This window comes from Salinigranum marinum (assembly GCF_024228675.1).
Taxonomy (GTDB): domain Archaea; phylum Halobacteriota; class Halobacteria; order Halobacteriales; family Haloferacaceae; genus Salinigranum; species Salinigranum marinum.
The window spans coordinates 112284-129742 of sequence record NZ_CP100461.1 but is presented as its reverse complement, the minus strand read 5'-3'; the positions used below and the strand labels follow the sequence as shown (position 1 = coordinate 129742).

16 protein-coding genes are annotated in these 17459 nt (G+C 66.9%); 11 read left to right on the top strand and 5 right to left on the bottom strand.

Annotated features, from left to right (window positions below; genetic code table 11):
• Positions 1 to 202: 202 nt before the first annotated feature.
• On the bottom strand, positions 203 to 1471 hold the full coding sequence (locus NKJ07_RS00575) for an MgtC/SapB family protein (protein ID WP_318568673.1): 1269 nt from the start codon (positions 1469 to 1471) through the stop codon (positions 203 to 205).
• 357 nt (positions 1472 to 1828) lie between these two features.
• On the opposite strand from NKJ07_RS00575, the gene NKJ07_RS00570 reads away from it, so the two are divergent.
• Positions 1829 to 2983, top strand: a complete 1155-nt coding sequence (locus tag NKJ07_RS00570; RefSeq protein ID WP_343230464.1) for an MFS transporter — start codon at positions 1829 to 1831, stop codon at positions 2981 to 2983.
• Positions 2984 to 3665: 682 nt separating this feature from the next.
• On the opposite strand, the gene NKJ07_RS00565 is transcribed toward NKJ07_RS00570, so the two are convergent.
• Positions 3666 to 3812, bottom strand: a complete 147-nt coding sequence (locus NKJ07_RS00565) for a hypothetical protein (RefSeq protein ID WP_318568672.1) — start codon at positions 3810 to 3812, stop codon at positions 3666 to 3668.
• A gap of 387 nt (positions 3813 to 4199) precedes the next feature.
• Entirely contained in the window at positions 4200 to 5606 is a 1407-nt protein-coding gene (locus NKJ07_RS00560) for a DUF6498-containing protein (RefSeq protein ID WP_318568671.1), read from the bottom strand.
• Between the two features lie 289 nt (positions 5607 to 5895).
• Here NKJ07_RS00560 and NKJ07_RS00555 point away from each other — a divergent pair, with 289 nt between their 5' ends.
• Entirely contained in the window at positions 5896 to 6282 is a 387-nt protein-coding gene (locus NKJ07_RS00555) for a hypothetical protein (RefSeq protein ID WP_318568670.1), read from the top strand.
• A gap of 338 nt (positions 6283 to 6620) precedes the next feature.
• Positions 6621 to 7124, top strand: coding sequence for a DUF3592 domain-containing protein (locus NKJ07_RS00550; RefSeq protein ID WP_318568669.1), 504 nt, complete (start codon positions 6621 to 6623; stop codon positions 7122 to 7124).
• Positions 7125 to 7173: 49 nt separating this feature from the next.
• Here NKJ07_RS00550 and NKJ07_RS00545 read toward each other — a convergent pair whose 3' ends face one another.
• A complete protein-coding gene (locus tag NKJ07_RS00545; protein ID WP_318568668.1) occupies positions 7174 to 8073 on the bottom strand; it encodes a halocyanin domain-containing protein in 900 nt (299 codons plus the stop codon).
• 359 nt (positions 8074 to 8432) lie between these two features.
• Between NKJ07_RS00545 and NKJ07_RS00540 the strand changes: the two genes are divergently transcribed.
• Entirely contained in the window at positions 8433 to 8822 is a 390-nt protein-coding gene (locus NKJ07_RS00540) for a DUF8130 domain-containing protein (RefSeq protein ID WP_318568667.1), read from the top strand.
• A 236-nt stretch (positions 8823 to 9058) separates the two neighbouring features.
• Complete coding sequence (locus NKJ07_RS00535) at positions 9059 to 9547, top strand: hypothetical protein (protein ID WP_318568666.1); 489 nt, start codon at positions 9059 to 9061, stop codon at positions 9545 to 9547.
• Here the strand turns inward: NKJ07_RS00535 and NKJ07_RS00530 are convergent.
• Positions 9457 to 10116, bottom strand: a complete 660-nt coding sequence (locus NKJ07_RS00530; RefSeq protein WP_318568665.1) for an AIM24 family protein — start codon at positions 10114 to 10116, stop codon at positions 9457 to 9459. The two genes, NKJ07_RS00535 and NKJ07_RS00530, sit on opposite strands and share 91 nt — an antisense overlap.
• A 231-nt stretch (positions 10117 to 10347) precedes the next feature.
• Here NKJ07_RS00530 and NKJ07_RS00525 point away from each other — a divergent pair, with 231 nt between their 5' ends.
• From NKJ07_RS00525 to NKJ07_RS00500, 6 genes are all read left to right on the top strand, one after another.
• Positions 10348 to 11196: a DUF7847 domain-containing protein gene (locus NKJ07_RS00525; protein WP_318568664.1), complete on the top strand. Its 849-nt coding sequence runs from the start codon at positions 10348 to 10350 to the stop codon at positions 11194 to 11196.
• Positions 11197 to 11336: 140 nt separating this feature from the next.
• On the top strand, positions 11337 to 12122 hold the full coding sequence (locus tag NKJ07_RS00520) for a hypothetical protein (protein WP_318568663.1): 786 nt from the start codon (positions 11337 to 11339) through the stop codon (positions 12120 to 12122).
• A 96-nt stretch (positions 12123 to 12218) separates the two neighbouring features.
• Positions 12219 to 13382 (top strand): COG1361 family protein, encoded by a 1164-nt coding sequence (locus NKJ07_RS00515; protein WP_318568662.1) that lies wholly within the window; start codon positions 12219 to 12221, stop codon positions 13380 to 13382.
• 4 nt (positions 13383 to 13386) lie between these two features.
• Positions 13387 to 14175: an ABC transporter ATP-binding protein gene (locus NKJ07_RS00510; RefSeq protein ID WP_318568661.1), complete on the top strand. Its 789-nt coding sequence runs from the start codon at positions 13387 to 13389 to the stop codon at positions 14173 to 14175.
• 34 nt (positions 14176 to 14209) lie between these two features.
• Positions 14210 to 15388 (top strand): ABC transporter permease, encoded by a 1179-nt coding sequence (locus tag NKJ07_RS00505; RefSeq protein ID WP_318568660.1) that lies wholly within the window; start codon positions 14210 to 14212, stop codon positions 15386 to 15388.
• 130 nt (positions 15389 to 15518) lie between these two features.
• Positions 15519 to 16697 (top strand): ABC transporter permease, encoded by a 1179-nt coding sequence (locus NKJ07_RS00500; protein ID WP_318568659.1) that lies wholly within the window; start codon positions 15519 to 15521, stop codon positions 16695 to 16697.
• The last annotated feature ends 762 nt before the right edge of the window (positions 16698 to 17459 follow it).

Below are 17459 nucleotides of genomic sequence, written 5' to 3'. Positions count from 1 at the left end.
GATCCGACGGTAATTATACGTTCGGGAGTCGGTCGGTCGCAGTATGCCGGTTGCGTCGTACCGTGTCGGTTTCCTCCCCGACCTACTCGCTCCCATCGCTACGCTTCGGTCGCTCCTTGAGGTCGGGGGGTCCACCTCGAATTACGCTGAATCCGGCTCCGAGTTTCGGCCGAGTCTCGCTCTGGCCCCCTGACGCGAGGGCTCAGAGGAACTGGACGGTGAGCGCTGCGCCGAGGAGGCCGATCGCCGAGAGGTACGCCGACTTCCGGACGACGGGCGTGAGGAGCGATCGGTTGATGCTCGCCGCGAGCGCGATCTTGACGAGGATGCTGGAGAGGGTCCCGACGAGGACGCCCTGCGCCGCGAGGTCCGAGGAGATCTGCCCCGTGGAGTTCAGCGTCACCGCCGTCGTCGTGGTCGTCCCGCTCGAGACGAGCCCGCTCAGGAAGCTGGTCAACAGAAATCCCGTCGAGCCGAAGAGATTCTGTGCTCCGGCCGTGAGGACCAAGACGACCAGGAAGACGGTCCCGAACTTGAGCGCGTTCGTGCTGCTGAACGGCGAGTCGAAGTCGAGTTCGAGATCGCCGTGCCAGTCTGTGTCGCGCAGTGCGAGGACGACGCCGCCGACCGCGATGAGCCCGAGCGGCAGGCCGACGCCGAGCGCGGAGCCCGGGATAAAGAAGACGACGATCGAGAGGTTTCGGATCGCCATTGCCGCGTCGGCCATCAGCACCGTCCCGACGGCGACCTGGACGATGCCGACGTTGTCCCGGGCCCGTCCCGCGATCTCGCCGATGACGGCCGTCGAGTTCACCAGCCCACCAAAAAAGCCCGTGACGGCGATGCCGAGGCTCCCGTACCGCTGCATCACGGCGTAGTTGACGAATCCGATCCCGCTGACGGCGATGACGAGCAGCCAGACGAGCTTCGGATCGATGGCGTCCCACGGCCCGTACGTTCCGCTCGGGAGGAGCGGGTAGACGACGAACGCGATGATCGCGAACTCGGCAGCGCTCCGCACCTCCTCGCGCGACAGCTGGTTGGCGAAGCCGTGAAGCTCGCGCCGGAGCACGAGCAGAAACGACGAGGTGATGGCGATGATGACGCCGATGAGGACGTCGCCCGCGACGACGAGGATCCCGACGACGTACGCGACGAGCAACGAGGTCGAGGTCGTCAGTGAGAGCCCGCGGACGGCGTCTGTCTCCGGGTTCTGTGCCTCCGACATGAGTCCCCTGACGCCGAGGAGACCCGCCTGCATGAGAACCAACACCCCGCCCAGGGCGAGGATGACCGGCTCGTCGACGGTCATCGCGGCCGCGCCGATGAGGCTCGTCAGGGTGAACGTCCTGATCCCGGCGGACTTGTTCGACCACTCGCGTTCGAGACCGAGCAACATCCCCAGTGCCGCCGCGACGAACAGGTCGAACACGATCGAGCCGTGCGGGAGGCTTCCGGCACCTTCGATCATGGTTCCGGGGAACGGTGGCTCGGGCTGTCGCTCCGCGGACACCGGAGCGGCCGCTCCGAACACGCCGTCGGGTTCGACGGTCTCATGGAGCGATCAGGAGCTGGCCGAAGGTGCGGACACGGTGACGGCGCCGCCGGACGCCCGGTGGCGACCGCGTGCCGACGTGGGTACTCACTGCTTCGATACATATACTATACACTGCTATGTAGTACAATATAGCCTCTGTTCTGGGGTAATATATATCTTTGGTTTCCCACGGATCCGAGAGGGGACGGCTGGGACGCCGGCGTCTCCGAGAGGCGGAGCCGGCACCGAATGCAAAACAGTAAGGTAGGTGGTCCGGATTGCCACGAACCCATGGAGAGCGCACGGCGGTATCAGGCGATCTACTTCGTCTACTTTGCGGCCTTCAGCGGGTTCGTCGCCTACCGGAACGTCTTCTATCAGGAACTGGGGATGAGCGGCGTCCAGATGGGGCTGTTGGGATCGCTCCTCGTGGCGAGCGGCGTCCTCGCACAGCCGGTCTGGGGGGTCGTCGCGGACTACACGCAGTCGCCGAGCCGGACCATCACCATCGCGGCGGCCCTCTCGGCGATCGCGATCCTGAGCTACCCGTTGAGTGTCGAACTCCCGGGCGACACCTTCCTCGTCGTCGCGGTCGGGACCGTCGCGTACGCGGCGACGAGGGCACCGATCGTCCCGATCGCGAACGCGCTGGTCGTCTCCCGGGGGTACAACTACGCGCTGACACGGAGCTTCGGATCGCTCGCGTTCGGATCGACCGTGTTCGTCCTCGGGGCCAGCCTGGCGTGGACCGGCGTCTCCGTCATCGTCTACGTCTACATCGCCGGCATGGTCGTCCTGTTCGCGTTGCTCCGTGGGGTGCCGTCGGTCGACGGCCAGGTGTTCGAAGGCTCGCTCGGCGGCCAGGCGCTCGGACTCGTCCGCCAGCCGCGCTACCTGATCGTGTTGCTGGCCGCGTTCGCGATGGGGTTCATCTCCTTTTCGGGGAGTGCCTTCTTCTCGGTGTACATGCGGGCCGTCGGCCTCGGTGACGGCTTGACCGGGGTTGCGTGGGCGACGAAGACGGTCGCCGAAGTGATCGTGTTCCTCGCGCTCTCGCGGCTCGACAGGTGGCACGGTGTCGCCGTCGTGCTCGCGGGCGCGTCGTACGCCGGTGGCTTCCTCACGCTGTCGTTCTTTCCTTCGATCTGGCCCGTCCTCGCGGCCAACCTCGCCATGGGCGTCGGGGTCGCACTCGTCTACTTCGCGCTCGTCAACGTCGCGCACGACTGCGCGCCACGCGGGCTGGATTCGACCGCGCAGACGCTCGTCACGAGCGTCGGGATCGGCGCCGGCGGTACGCTTGGCGAGGCCGTCATCGGGTGGCTCGTCGACGGTGTCGGCGTCCAAGTCATGTACCGCTATCTCGCCGTCGCGGCCCTCTCGCTCACCGTCTGGGGCGTGCTGCTCGTCGCTACCGGTGGACGTCGCCGGGTGTCGGGTTCGTGAACACACTGGGCGGGTCGCTGTCCGTCTCGCGGTGAGACGGTGCCTCCGGGGCCTGCGCGGACGACACGCCGCTCCAGCGCTCGCTCCGGTGCCGAGTGTCACCCTCGAACGTCTCACGTTCCCGAATTCATACATTTGATACTTTTGTCGTCGTACCATTTTCCATATGTATATTCGTTCGGACGATCTGCCTCTGCGCCGTCGTCGGAAGGACGTTCAGCGAGTGCAACCAGGACTGTCTCGCGTCGTCGACGGCAGACGATGACAACGGCGTCGTGCCCCTCGTGACTGCCCGGAGCGGAACTCTCGTTCGCCCCTCTACGTAACCGACTCATACCGTTTCGAACCTCTCTCTCCGGATCGGCCGAGTTCGACGGACAGTTGCCAGCGTTCGTCCTCTTCGGCTACCGCTTCGTGGGACAGACAGCCGGTCCAACGAACACACGCTGCCGTCTGCGTGTCGGCTCCTGAATCGTCTCACGAACGAGTTGGTGATCCAACTGAAGAGCTCGTATCGTCTGTCTGAACTACATACAAAATCTATATGATGGTCGAGAAACGAAGAGCCGTTGCGGCCGCCCGAACGGAGAACGGCACTGCTTCACGGGTGACCCGAGGTAGTCGTCGCACCGGTGACATCCTCCTCGCGGTAAAGAACGACGCGACCTGCGACCCTGTCGACTCAGTCCACCGTGTATCGCCGGTAGCGTCCGACGGCGTACAGATATGAGGCGGCAGGGATGCAGACCGTGACGAGGAGAGACAGGCCGACGCCGTCGACCCACTCGTCGATCACCTCGTAGGAGGTTGGCGGCCCGCGGTCGTACATCGTCACGGTCCGGTGGACGCGCTGGGACCGTTCTGTCGGCCACCCACGGGAACCGAGTCGATCCAGAGGGGTGATTGAGGACGCCCGGAGACCACCCGCGTGGGATGTGACCGTTCGTCCGTTCCGTTCGTTCCGCGTGTCCGTTCGTCCGTTTTCTCCGCTCCGTGTGGCCACTCGTCCGTTCAGTGTGTCCGTCCGTCAGCGCCGTGCGTGTGGACGGCCCCCACGTGCGGGGGACTGCTGGTCGAGGAGGGCATCTTCACCGCTGACTGCGGTCCCCGACACATAACTCGACCGGACACACGGGCCACTGTCTCGGACGGACCCATACCGAGATCGATCCAAGACGGAGAGATCAGCGTCCGTCGACGCTAGTCGGGGTGTGACTCAGATCCGCGAGAACGCAGCCCAGAGCAGCACGCCGATCGGGAGCAACAGAAACGGCCCGCACACGATTGCGATCGCAACCGCCATCCCGTCGCTGATACGGGAGGTGAAGAACAGCCCCACCGGCACGGCGACGAAACACAGCAGCAACACGCCCGCGGCACCGATCACCGCCAGGTCCCGCTCGGGTCGCGCCGTCTCTTCGACCGGGAGTTCGAGCGTCTCGACGACGCGGTCGATGTCGGCGACCGGCCCCACCTGCACGTCGCCCCGGTCGAGCGACTCGACGCCCGAAACGGTCAGTGTCCCCGTCCCGAGCAGTCGGTCGGCGATCGCGTTCTTCACCGAGAAGTCGGTGAACGGATCGACCGTGACGATCCACTGCGGCGCCTCCAACAGCGTGTCGTACGCGACGAGCGTGTCGCCTCGTCGCTGATACTCGATCGTCCCGTACCGGAAGTAGTAGCTGAGCACCCGCGCGGCGACGATCCCGAGGACCGCGAGCAGACCGACGGCGATCCACGCGGGTTCACCCGCGATGACCGCGAGTCCCGAGAGCGCGAGCACACCGAGGCCGAACCGGTTCGCGAAGCCGAAGGCGATCGACCAGACGCTCCCGAGCAACACCGACTTCGCGCTGACAGTGGCTCGCGCCCGTACCGCTTTGTCCGGGAGGTCGAGTTCCGGCGGTGGCTCGCTGAGCTCTTCGTCGTCGGTGAGTCGGTCACCGAGTCGGAGGATCGGCGTCCCGACGTGTTCGACGTAGAAGCGGTACAGCGACGCGGTCGCCTTCGCGAGGACGACCCCGACGAGGATCAACAGTCCACCGGCTCGGCCGCCACCGGTCGCGAACAGGCCGAGCGACAGGAGAATCACGGTCAACTGCGCGGGCGTTCGCACGATCTCCCGTGCAGACACGTCGGTGTACTCTTCGGTGCCGATGTACTCGAAGACGAAGTCGACCGCCTGTGCGACCACCAGGGCAGCGATCCCGAGGAAGAGGTCGAGCGAGAACACGGTCGGCGGATCGACCGACAGCCAGTAGAGCACGCTCAACGGAAGGACCGTCACGGACCACACCCCGAGCATCGAGAGCGCGAACGGCACGTTCCGCGGGTAGATCGGTGGCCACGACTCCCGGAGCCTCAACCCACCCCGTTTCTCCCGGAGTTCGTGTAACGGTTCGATCTGGCCGGGAACCCCCGGTGAGCCGCGTTCGGCGAACAGCGTCTTGATCGCGGCCAGAACGACCGTACTGAGCGCCTCGACCCAGTAGACGACAAGCAACGACCAGAGGCTCCAGCCCCGGGCGACGACGCCGACGAGCGGCAGCAGGTTCGCGCCGAGCAAGACGGCTGCACCACCGAAGAAGAACGTCACGGACGAGAGACGCTCGCGCAGACTCACTGTCGGATACGTGGACGAACGACGGTGCGACTTTTTTGTGTACTGGTCTCCGTCGGCGGTGTCCGCCGCATAACTCATCGACCCTTCCGGGCGGGGAGCCTGTTCGCTCCCCGTTTACCCTCCACCGAGCCGCGTTCCGCGCCCGCGAAACCCCCTCCCGGCGTGCCCGTCAGTGAGCGCATGACTGCAGCGCCGGTTCTTCGACTAACGCGGGCCGAACAGCGGTGTGGCGGGCGTCACTCGTTCAGGAGCTCCTACTTTTTTCACGCTCCGGCAACCACGGCAGAGTGTGCCCTCCACGACCACGGAGACTCCGATACGCGAGCGAATCTGGGCGCAACGAAACGTCACCATCTACACGGCTCTCCTCGTCGCCCTCCCGATCACGTACGCGTTCAGCACCGTCTTCGGACCGGACGGGAGTTTCCTCCTCCTGCTGACGGTCGGCGTCGTCGTCCCGACCGCGTACAACGAGTGCTGGCCGCCGTACGACCGGACGTGGAAGGCCGTCGGCTGGACCACCGTGGCGTCGATGGTCGCCGCCGTGGCGTTCGCGACGGCGTTCACGCTGGCCGTTCGCCTGTTCGCGGCGTCCGCACTGGTGGCCAGCGGTGGGGCGTTCGTCGTGACGGCCGTCGGCGGGTTCGCCTCACTCGCTCGCTGGCGACGCCGATAGCGTCCGGGTGGTCCGCGTTGCGGTGCCGCGGTCGGTCGGGTCCCGAGACGCCTCCCGACCGGCGAAGCTCGTCTCTCACCGCCCGCCGGGGGCACCGAGGTCCGCTGGCGTCGCCCCGTCAGAGGGTTTTTGTTGGGGGACGCCGGTCGACTAGCCGATGCGCACTGCCCTCCCCCCCACGGCGACGTCAGTTCGCCGCCCGCTTCTGCGGCGTTACCGACCGCGACCCCCGCTGGCCGGACCGGAGATCCGCTCTCGTCGTGACGCGGCCGGGAGTGGCCGACGCCGGCCGGACGTTCGCAGTCCCGACCGACGATCGACCGGTGGTGGTCTGTAGCATGGCCGACGACACGGGAATCAGCATCAACGGGCCCGAGACGCTCCGCGGCGCGGTCGTCTTGCTCGTCATCGGTCTCGGCGTCACCGGCTACGGCGTCTTCGATTACGTCCAGCAGTCGGACGCGGTGCGGGAGTCGGTCGAGGTCGACGCGACGATCACCGAGGTCGGCGTCGAGACGGAGTCGAGTCCCTCGTCGGGAACGGGCGTCGAGTACGAACCGCGGGTCGAGTTCGCCTACGAGTACCGAGGCGACTCCCACACGGGGACCGACCTGTTCCCGGCGGAGATCGCACCGAGGTACGATACGCGGTCGGCCGCCGAGTCGGCCGTTCGAGCGTACGAGGAGGGAACGACGGTCACGGCGTACGTCGACCCCGACGACCCCGACGACGCGTTCTTGAGACACGAGACGTCGAACGCCCCGCTGCTGGCCGTGGGGATCGGTGCGGTGTTCGCACTCCTCGGCGGGCTCTCGACTGCGAAACGGTACCGAACCCGATGAGTCGCGGGTCGTCTCACGCACCCGCCGACCGAGCGTCGGAGAACGGCGCTCAGCCGTCCTGCTGTTCCTCGACGACGATCGCTCCCCGCTGACCGAGCGACTCGTGGGGCTCACACGCGTAGCGGTAGATGCCGGTGTCCTCGAACGTGTGCTCGAAGTGGACGCCCGGGCCCGGTTCGAACGAGTCGAGGCGGATGTCGCGATCCTCGAACGCGACGTTGTGTGGCCCGCCGTCGCCGCTCCACACCCACTTGACGGTCGTCTCCGGCGAGAGCTTCACCGCTGGCGGGGCGAAGTCGAGGGCGTCGCTGTCGGCGACCGACCCGACGGTGATCGTCACCGTCGAGTACTCGCGGCGGTCCGGGATCGTCCCGTCGTAGCCGTCGGCGTTGACGAGCCACTCGTCGACCGCCGGATAGTCGCTGGAGGGCGGTTCGGCGACCTCGACGACGGCGCGCATCCCCTCGTCTCGGTCCGGCTCCGAGACGTACCGGTACGTGCCCGGCTCCGCGAACGTGTGCTCGAAGTGCGTGCCGTTGCTGTCGATCGGCTCACCGCTGTCGAACGATCCGTCGAGGGCGACGACGTTGTGCGGGCCGCCGTATCCCGTCCACAGCCAGGAGACGGTCGTTCCGGGGACCACGCGGGCGACGACGGGGTCGAACGCGTCGTGTGCGTCGGTCCCCTCCGGACTCGCGCCGACGACGAGCGTTGGCTCGGCGTCCGGCCCGTACCGTTCCGTGTACTCGTCGGAGCCGTTGGCGCCGTCGAGGAAGTCGGTCAGACACTGCTCGGCGGGCGCCGTGGTCTCTGCCGCGGCGGGGTCGGCGGCGTCGGCGACCGCCGGGAGCTCTGACGTCGACCCGAGACAGCCGGCCAGGGAACCGAGGCCGGCGAGTGCGGTGGCGGAGAGCATCGCGCGTCGGGACCGGTCGGGCGGTGTTTCCATTGGATGTCACCACCCTGCCGTTCGCGTCTCACACGAGTATCGGTTGTGGAGGTTCAAACGACGGTTTCAGTCTCTTCGGGCGAGCACGGACAGCGCCGACCGGATTGCCTCTGTCGCACGGACGAGGTATCCCGGTCGAAGCTCAGCGGTGGGGCTCCGTCCGCGCCCGAGACGTGCCGCAAGCCGGCCGACGCCTCCGGGCGGGGCCAGGGAGCCGAGACGGATCGAAGCGACCCGGCCGACGGTGGGCCAGCGGTCGAGGGAGAGAGGGGGAACGGTCAGCCACAGTTGATAAACCCCGCCACGAGTCGGGAGGACTGATTCGCTGGTCCCCGCTCGCACACAAAGAGGGCCGAGCAGTGGCGACGTCGAAGGGCGTCTGGCTGCTCGCGGCCCTTCTCGTCATCTGGGGATACCGGCCCGGCTACGTCGGCCGGGGCGCACTCGGTGCGAACGCCACGGTCGGCTACGTACAGGTCGCCGGAACCGCCCTCCTCCCGCTCGGCGTGCTCCTGTTGAGCTACGGGGCCACCTCGACGCCGCTCGTCCGGCCGCTCGACCCCGGCGAGCGCGTCAGCGAGACGTACGAGTTACGCGGCGACAGCCTCGGCGTCACCGACACCGGGACGCAGTTCGTCCGCGGTGCGTTCGAGCGACCCGTGCTCGAAGACACCGTGAGCGCAGAGCGCGACTGGAAGTCGTTTCTTCCGAGGGTTCGCGTGTCGATCGAAGAGAAGGGAGTGCTGTGATCGACCCGATCGACTCGCTCGCGACAGGGTCCGTGTGAGCCGTCCGAGGGCTGACGCTGCGGGGGGAAGACCGGCGTGGCTCCGCGGACGGATCGACCGACGGATCCGGTGCCCGAATATCTCTTGCCTCGGCACGACTGTCTCTCCCGCGGGTGATCAGACGACTCACTCACGACCAGGACGCTCACGAAACTGTCAGATTACATGCTTACGCGTGTAACGTCTCGACCACATCAGTGACTCATCCCATCACGGGTGCACTCATCCGCGGGGTCTGGCCCGGGAACGGAGGCGCGGCCAGTGGCTTCGACATCACGTCCAGCGGTCTCGACGTGTTCAGGCAGCACGCGACGCTCGCCGTCCTCCCCGCGCCGAACCCACCCGCCGTCGACAGCGCGTTCGCCGTCCTCGCGGCCGTCGCGTACCGGTTCGGGATCGTCGGATCGCTGTCCGTCGACGACCGCTACACGGACAGGGCGCTGTCGTGCGTGCTCGCGGTCTCTTCGAGCGTGGCGACCGTCCTCGACGCGGCCATGGTCCACTGCGCCGCGCGAGTCTTCGACGGCGAGAAGACGTCCTTCGAGTCGCGGGATCCGGGTGCGGTCTTCCCAGACGAGTACCGGCCGGTCTCGGCTTACAGCTGCGAGCCTTCCTCGTACGGCTGGATGACGACGAACCCGTCCGAGCCGGTGAACTCCATCTGTACGGTCTCCCCGGAGGTCTGACCGATCTCCAGTTTCTTGTTGGTCGCGACCGACGGCGAGAGGTTCGTGCTCCACGCGACGGTCGCGTCCGGATCGGTGAACACCGGCGGCGTGACCACGAGCGGGTCGCCGTGCGTCGAGATGACGACCTGCCCGGGACCGGTGAGGTAGACGTTCGTCAGCCCCCCCGCAGCGGCTTCGGAGAGGCTCCCGATCGTGCTGATCTCGTAGTCGACCGTGGACTCGAACGCGAGGACGTCGGTGCCGTTGACCGAGATCGACTCGTCCGCGTCGAGATCGAGTATCTGTGCTTTCTTGCCCTGGTCGGCGACGTAGAGGTGGCCGTGACCCTCGGCCTCCATGATGGGTGTCCCTTCGTTCGTCACGGCGCTCTTGACGAAGCCGGTGATCCCTCCCTCGGCGGAGGACTTCCCGGTGAAGGTCATGTCGCCAGTGTAGGCGATCATCGATCCGGCTTTGATCATCACCGTCCCGTCGAGCGGGATGTCTACGAGTCGCTTGTTCTCCTTCTGGAACCCGTCGCCACCCTCGACGGGGGCGTTGGCTTTCGCGAACTCCTCTAACTCCATGTGGGATCGTGCCGCCGCGACGGACATAGTCCCCGTGAAAGCTCAAACCGGTGTTTGTGCGAGGCGGTGACGCTACCCGGTCGCCGCGACGGTCGAATCGCGTGACGCGGTCGGTCACGACGGTCCCCCGGATGGCCCCTCGGTGCGTTCGCAAGCGCGGGATCACGGGCCGTGAGCCGCGTCGATCGTGCGCACCAGTACTGCTTTATCAGTGGATCGCGCCGTCAGAACATGGCAGTCCTCGAAGCCCTCCAGACAGCGGTCGGTGCGGTGAGACGAAACCCCGCGCTGTTCGTCGTCGCGGCGGCGTTCAGCCTCCTCCAACTGCCGGGGCTCGTCGCGCAGTCGCTTCATCCCCTCGTCGGTGGCCTCGTCTCGCTGGGGTTCAGCGGGATCACGATCTTCGTCACGCCGTTCTTCTTCGGCGGCGTCATCGGCATGGCGAACGAGGCGATCGACGGCCGGACCTCGATCGGGACGCTGACCCGCGAGGGGAAGGCCCACTACGTGTCGATGCTCGTCGTCTACCTCAGTCTGTTCGCCGTCAACCTCGTGTTGGGGTTCGTCATCGTCTTCGCCACCATCGTCGGCGGCCTCCTGTTCTTCCAGAGCGGTGGACAACTGCACACGCTTCCGCTCGTGGCGCTCGGCGCGATCGGCCTCCTGGCGCTCCTCGGATACCTCGTCGTCGCGTTCGCCGTCCAGTTCTTCGGCCACGCCATCGTGGTCGACGACCGCCGGGCGGTCGAAGGGGTCAAGCGAAGCGTCTGGTGTGTTCGACACAACCTGGTCGCCGTGCTCGGGTACACTCTCGTTACCGCGGTCGCGGGTGCCACCTTCGGGCTGTTCGGAGGACTGTTCTCGCTTCTCACCTCGCCACGGCTCTCCGGGCCGGGGAGAGGGGTGGACGGGGCAACTGCGACGCCACTCGCGAACGTCCTCCCGGTCGACATCCCGACCGTGGGCCTGGCTGGGACGGTCGGACTGGTGGCTCTGCTGGTGGTGTGCAGTGGCCTCTTCGGGGGATTCTTCGCCGCGTTCTCGACGGCGTTCTACCGGCGGATCCGTCCGACGGGGTAACCGCAACTGCACGTCGTCACGCGTGTCGCTCGTGAGTCCGTGGCTGTCGTCGGAACGCACGGCGAGCTGTACTCCGGCCCGGGACGCGGCGGATCGACCCCGACGGAGGATTTTCGTAACCCCGGGTCCCCGGAATACTCGTGCGACTTCGCCCTCCATCCGCGGACTCGTTCAGTATCACCGTCGCGCTCCTGGTCGGTGCGGTCGGCGCCGTCCTCGTCCCGCGTCTCGGCGTGGTGCCGGAGGGAGCAGGTGTCGTGGTCGTCGCCGCGCTCGTCACGTGGACCCTCCTCGAACAGGCTCCGGAACGGATCGACCGCGCCGTCGCCGCACGACTGTACCTCCCGCTCGGTGGGGGTGCGCTCCTCCCGATCTTCGGGGTCATGGGTGGTGAGGCACTGGGGTACGCGGTCCTCCCCGCGTCGCTCGCCGTCCCGTCGGCGGGGCTCGCGCTCCTCGGGATCGTGGTCGTCGAGACGGGTCGGCGTCGCCGCGCGCGGGTTCTCAGGGCACGCGAGACGGTTCACCTCCACCTGTCACTGACCGAATCCCCCCGTCGGCTGTTCGTCCTCTCGGTGGCGTCCTCACTGTTCGGTGCGGGCGTCGTCCGCCTCGTTGCCGGCGAGACGGTCGGTCTCCCACTCCTCGTCGGCGTGGTCGCGGGGACCGCCGTGGGCGTGACCCTCGTCGACACCCAGGAGGTGGACCTCTACGTGGTCGACCGCGGTCTGGTCGTCGTTCCGCGGCGGCGACTCGGCGCGAGCGTCGTCCCGTGGCGACGCGTTCGCGCCGTCGCCGTCGTCGACGGGACGCTCCGAATCGACCGGGGGTTGCCGTGGCCGGCGCGCTACGAGTGTGACCTCGCGCTCGTTGACGACGCCCGGGACGTGGTGGCGACGCTCCGGAGCGTTCGTCGGAGCGTCTGATCTGCTGACCGACCGGGGCCAGCGGTTCGATGGTGGCTCAGCGAACGCTTGACCCTACCCAAATCATATACTGCGTCTCTCCATCTTGTCGAATCCATGCCCGCACAGCCCTCCTGTAAGGTCATTCTCTCGCTTTTGCTGCTCTGTGTCCCGTTGGTCGGGCTCGGTGCGACCGTCCAACCAGCAGCGGCACAGCCCGCGTCGTCGTCGTACGTCTCGGTGACGAACGTCACACACACCCCCGAGACGCCGACGACCGGGGAATCGTTCGAGGTCAGAACCGTCATCGAGAACCACGCGGGGAACGGCGGTCCCCTTGAGGTCACCGAGGTGTACGTCAGCGGACAGGGCCCCAACAGATACATCGCCGACAACCTCGGGAGCCTGCCCGCGGGCGCATCGATGCCGGTCACGCTCCCCGTGACGATCGACGAGCCGGGGCGGCACACGTTCACCGTCAACGTCCGCGGCGTGAACCCGTCCGGGACGCCGGTCGTGATCCAACACCCGGTGACGGTGAGAGTCGTCGACGAGACGAAGCCACAGATCGAACTCTCGACGCAGGCGGCCGTTCCCGGCGCGACCCGGTCGGTGAACGTGACGGTCGGCAACGGCCGACCCAGTTCGCTGGAGCAGGTGGCCGTGACCGTCTCTTCGCCGGCGGTCGAGTTCGAGGTGCAGAAGCGGGTCCAAGCCCGGATCTCCGCGCGGAACACGACGACGTTCCAGTTCCCCGCGACGGTCGGTGAGGCCGGACACCACCCCGTCGACGTCGAGGTGACCTACACGGACGGCGGGGAGCGCCGACGGCTCACCCGGTCGTTTCAGCCGGCGTTCGGCGCTCCGGCGAACCCCGGAGAGATCACGCTGACGGGGACGGAAGCGGTCGCACAGGGCGGGACGCTCGAGCTCTCGGCGACGGCGAGCAACGTCGGAACGACCGAGGTCGAAGGGGTCGTCGTCGCGATCGGTGACGCGAACCACGTCGGGTCCGCCGACTACTTCGTCGGCAGCGTCGACGGCAGTGACTTCAGTTCGTTCACGCTGACCACAGCCGTGACGGCGAACGTCTCGTCGGTCCCGGTGCGGGTCAGGTACATCGTCGACGGCGTCGAGCGGACGGACACCACGGTGGTTCCCGTCGAGCAAGCCCCGCCCAGCCGACCCGTTCAGCGCGACAGCGGGCCGCCGTTCGTGCCGATCGGTGCGGGCGTCGTCGCGCTCGTCTGTCTCGGCGTGCTCTACCGCTGGCGGAGGTAAACCGATGGAGACGGACCAGCCAGCCGGCAAGACGGTCGAACACGAGACGGGACGGGGCGAGGGGGTCGACGTGGCGACAGACCCGGCCTCGTCGGGGGCGACGCGCGACCCGGTCGTTCGCGGTGACGGCGTCGTCAAGGAGTACGAGACGGGTGGACAGCTGATCCGCGCGCTGAAGGGCCTCGACTTCCGGATCGAGCCCGCGGACTTCGTCGCCGTCGTCGGCCCCTCGGGCAGCGGGAAGTCGACGCTGCTCAACCTGCTCGGGTTGCTCGACGTTCCGACCGACGGGCAGGTCCAAGTCCGAGGCGACCCCGTCGAGACGTTCTCGGACGGCGAACGAACGCGGAAGCGGAAGGAGCTGATCGGGTTCGTGTTCCAGAGTTTCTACCTCATCCCGACGCTGACCGCGCTGGAGAACGTCGAGATGCCGCGGATGCTCGATCGGACGCCGAAGGCGACGCGTGAGCGCGCGACGGAACTGCTGGAGCAGGTCGGCCTGGGCGAGCGGGTGGATCACTATCCGGACGAGCTCTCCGGCGGACAGAAACAGCGGGTCGCCATCGCCCGATCGTTGATCAACGACCCGGCGGTCGTGCTGGCGGACGAGCCGACGGGCAACCTCGACCGGGACACCGGAGACCGGATCCTCGACCTCTTCGACCGGCTCCGCGCGGACGAGGACGTGGCGGTCGTCACGGTCACACACGACGAGTACGTCGCTGACTCCGCGGACCGTGTGGTCGAACTCGTCGACGGCGAACTACGCGACGACGGGGGGTCGGCGGGGTGACGGGCCGGCGCTCGACGCGACGGGGTGAGCCGAGATGAGGTCCCTCCGTCGACTCGCCGCGCAGTTCCCGGTGCTCGTCCTCGCCCGGCGGAACCTCTCGCGAACCTCCGCTCGCTCGGTGTTGGCCGTCGCCGCCGTCGTGATCGGGGTCGTCGCCGTCGGGACGATCGGCATCGGTGGCGAGGCGTTCAAACAGGACCAGCTGCAGGCGTACGAGGGGTTCGGTGGCACCGCGACTGTCAGTCCCGTGATCTATCCCGACTCCGGTCCGGAAGACCGGACCTTCTCCGAGACGGATCTCGACCGGATGCGGCAGGTGACACAGGGGGCGGTCGTCCTCCCGGTCGTCGAGGAGTTCACCCCGACCGTCCGAACCCCCGACGGGGAGACGATACCGACCGCGCGCGTCACCGGCATCGAAACCCCGGGCGAGTTCTACGACCCGGCCGCGGGCGAACTCCCGGACAACTGGCGACGGACCGTCGTGGTCGGCGCTCGGCTCGCGAACGAGCACGACTTGGCGGTCGGCGATCGGGTGTCGGTCCGCGTCGACGGGGAGTTCGACCGCTCGTTCAGAGTGGCGGCCATCCTCGAGCCACAGGGGTTCTCGGATCCGCTGGGGGCCGACCAGACCGTGTTCGTCCCCCTCTCACAGTTCGAGGGCGACACGTACGATCAGGCGATCGTGCGCGTGAACGGACGGACCGGGAGCGTCGACGAGACCAAACGCCGACTCGAATCGGAGTTCAACGACCGGGAGCGACGTCTCTTCGTCGACCCCGTGCAGGAACAGCGCGAGCGGGTCGAGGAGTCGTTCGAGGCGATCAACCGGTTCCTCATCGGCGTCGGCGGGCTATCGTTGCTCGTCGCGGCCGTCACCATCGCGAACACGATGTTGATGTCGACCGTCGAACGCGAGGGCGAGATCGGCGTCTTCCGTGCCGTCGGCTACCCCAAGACGGCGGTCGTTCGCCTGCTCGTCGCCGAGGCGACGACGCTCGGGGTCGTCGGCGCGGCCATCGGTGCGCCGCTCGCCCTCGGACTCGGAGCGGTCGCGAACGAGGTCCTCGTCGGCGACCCCCTGGCCTTTACACCCACCGGGTTGCGGTACGTCGGCCTCGGTATGGCGGCCGGCGTGCTCACGGCACTGGTCGCGGGCCTCTACCCCGCGTGGAAGGCGGCGAACAAACGGCCGGTGGAGGCGCTCGACTGATGGACCGAAACGCGATCGACCACACGCTCGGGCCGGTGCAGACGCGCCACGGTTCCTCGTCGAGCGCCGCGCGGTCGAGCCGGGCCTCGGCACCGTGCGAGCGCCGTCGCCGGGTTGGCGGTGACAATCGATGAGTCGGTTCTACCGCATCGCCGGGCGGTTCCCGACGCTCGTCATCGCGCGTCGGAACGTCTCGCGGGCGAAGGTACGGTCGGCGCTCGCCGCCGCCGCGATCCTGATCGGCGTCGTCGCCATCGGGACCATCGGTGCCGGCGGCGCGGCGTTCAAACAGAGTCAGCTCGACAGGATCCAGGACCAGGGAGCGACGAACGTCTTCCTCTCGCCCGGCCCCGACAAGGACGTCCAGTACTTCACCCGCGAGGATCTGCTGGATCTCGAGGAGATCGTCGGTCCGGCGGGAGTGGTCGCCACGAAGAGCGGTTCCATGGAGTTCGTCGAGCGTCCGGGCCGGCGCGAGAGCGTCTCGATCACGTACATCGACGACCCGCGGCTGCAGTACGAGATCGGGGCCGGCGAAGTTCCGCCGAACTGGCGACAGCGCGCGGTCGTCTCGAGCGAGTTCGCGGCCGAGTACGGCGTCCGCCCCGGTGACCGGATCACGCTCGTCAGCTCGGAGGGGGACGGTTCGAGCGCGGTCGAGACGGAGACCGACCACACGTACCGCGTGGCCGCGGTGCTCGAGCCGACGGCGACGTTCGGCGTGAGCGAGGTCTTCTTGCCAATCGAAGCGGCGGAGAACCGTCAGTACGGTCAGGTCCGAATCACGACGCAGTCCGTCGACAGAGCCGACGCCGTCGCCGACTCCCTGCGTGAGCGGTACAACGAGCGGCGGAACCGGCTGCTGGTGTTCGAGCTCACGTCGCTCGTCCGGCTGTTCGAAACCATCGTGAACGGCATCAACGTGTTCCTCGTCGGCTTGGGCGCGATCTCGTTGCTGGTCGCCGGCGTCTCGATCGCGAACACGATGTTGATGGCCGTGATCAAACGCCGCGAGGAGATCGGCGTCCTCCGCTCCGTAGGCTACACGAAGGGCGACATCGTCCGCGTCCTCCTGGCCGAGGCGGCGCTCCTGGGCGCGATCGGTGCGGGCGGAGGTATCGTCGTCGCGGTCGGCGCGACGATGGTCGCGAACGCGGCCTTCCTCGGCGACCCGCTGGCGTTCAGTCGGACCGCGATCCTGTACCTGGTCGGTGCCGCCCTCTTCGGGATCGGGACGAGCCTCGTCGCCGGCGCGTATCCGGCGTGGCGGGCCGCGAACGAACGGCCCGTGGACGCACTGCGGGGTTGACGCCGCGACTCTCGGTGTCAGGTCGACGCACCCCGGGATCGTCCTGCTTGCGCTCGGGACGCTCCGCCGATCTGCTAACATCGGGATAAACGAGGCCTTAGTCTATCGACAAGAAGAAGACGTATTTGATATCGAATACTTCTGTTGTTCTACCGTATTACGTAAATGTTCGATAGCGTTCCGATTTCCATAGGGACACCCCTGAAATCGGAGGCCGAGTCATTCAAATGTTCCTCTGAGGTGAGCGGCATCATCGAGAAGAAGCGTGACGCTCGAAGCCTGCTGTTTCTCGTGTGTTTCACGAGGGCAATAGCAGAGTAAATTGGATTGTTCGCGTCTAAAACAGCCGGACATCGAGGAATCGATTCGAACCAGGATCGCCTACAGCGAACAGTCCGTGATACTGGCCGTTGGCGCGATCAGCATCACCAACCGCAATCCGGTTCGAAGAAACGTCGCTGTCGAACTGTCGGTCGGTCTTCTGTACCGATCGTGAATCCCCGTTCCGCCCCGTTCGAGACCGTATTGCTAAAACTTTTGTTTTATATTTGAGAGTGATAATTCAGGAAATAGTTGATATATACGTGAACGACAAACCGGCGCGCCCGTGTTCCCTCCGCAAGCTCCAAATCGATTCACTCGATGTATCTGCTGAGGCGGCTGAATTCAGACTGAGAGTGTTCGAATATCCACCACGTCGTTCCTAACTCAGTACGACACCGAAACGGAGCCGTAGATATACCCGATATTATCGGGCCTTCG

What these genes read in the sequence shown, in the direction of transcription:
- NKJ07_RS00575 (WP_318568673.1), bottom strand. Translation starts at nt 1,471, where the DNA reads ATGATCGAAGGTGCCGGAAGCCTCCCGCACGGCTCGATCGTGTTCGAC.
- NKJ07_RS00570 (WP_343230464.1), top strand. Translation starts at nt 1,829, where the DNA reads ATGGAGAGCGCACGGCGGTATCAGGCGATCTACTTCGTCTACTTTGCG.
- NKJ07_RS00565 (WP_318568672.1), bottom strand. Translation starts at nt 3,812, where the DNA reads ATGTACGACCGCGGGCCGCCAACCTCCTACGAGGTGATCGACGAGTGG.
- NKJ07_RS00550 (WP_318568669.1), top strand. Translation starts at nt 6,621, where the DNA reads ATGGCCGACGACACGGGAATCAGCATCAACGGGCCCGAGACGCTCCGC.
- NKJ07_RS00545 (WP_318568668.1), bottom strand. Translation starts at nt 8,073, where the DNA reads ATGGAAACACCGCCCGACCGGTCCCGACGCGCGATGCTCTCCGCCACC.
- NKJ07_RS00530 (WP_318568665.1), bottom strand. Translation starts at nt 10,116, where the DNA reads ATGGAGTTAGAGGAGTTCGCGAAAGCCAACGCCCCCGTCGAGGGTGGC.
- NKJ07_RS00525 (WP_318568664.1), top strand. Translation starts at nt 10,348, where the DNA reads ATGGCAGTCCTCGAAGCCCTCCAGACAGCGGTCGGTGCGGTGAGACGA.
- NKJ07_RS00515 (WP_318568662.1), top strand. Translation starts at nt 12,219, where the DNA reads ATGCCCGCACAGCCCTCCTGTAAGGTCATTCTCTCGCTTTTGCTGCTC.
- NKJ07_RS00510 (WP_318568661.1), top strand. Translation starts at nt 13,387, where the DNA reads ATGGAGACGGACCAGCCAGCCGGCAAGACGGTCGAACACGAGACGGGA.
- NKJ07_RS00505 (WP_318568660.1), top strand. Translation starts at nt 14,210, where the DNA reads ATGAGGTCCCTCCGTCGACTCGCCGCGCAGTTCCCGGTGCTCGTCCTC.
- NKJ07_RS00500 (WP_318568659.1), top strand. Translation starts at nt 15,519, where the DNA reads ATGAGTCGGTTCTACCGCATCGCCGGGCGGTTCCCGACGCTCGTCATC.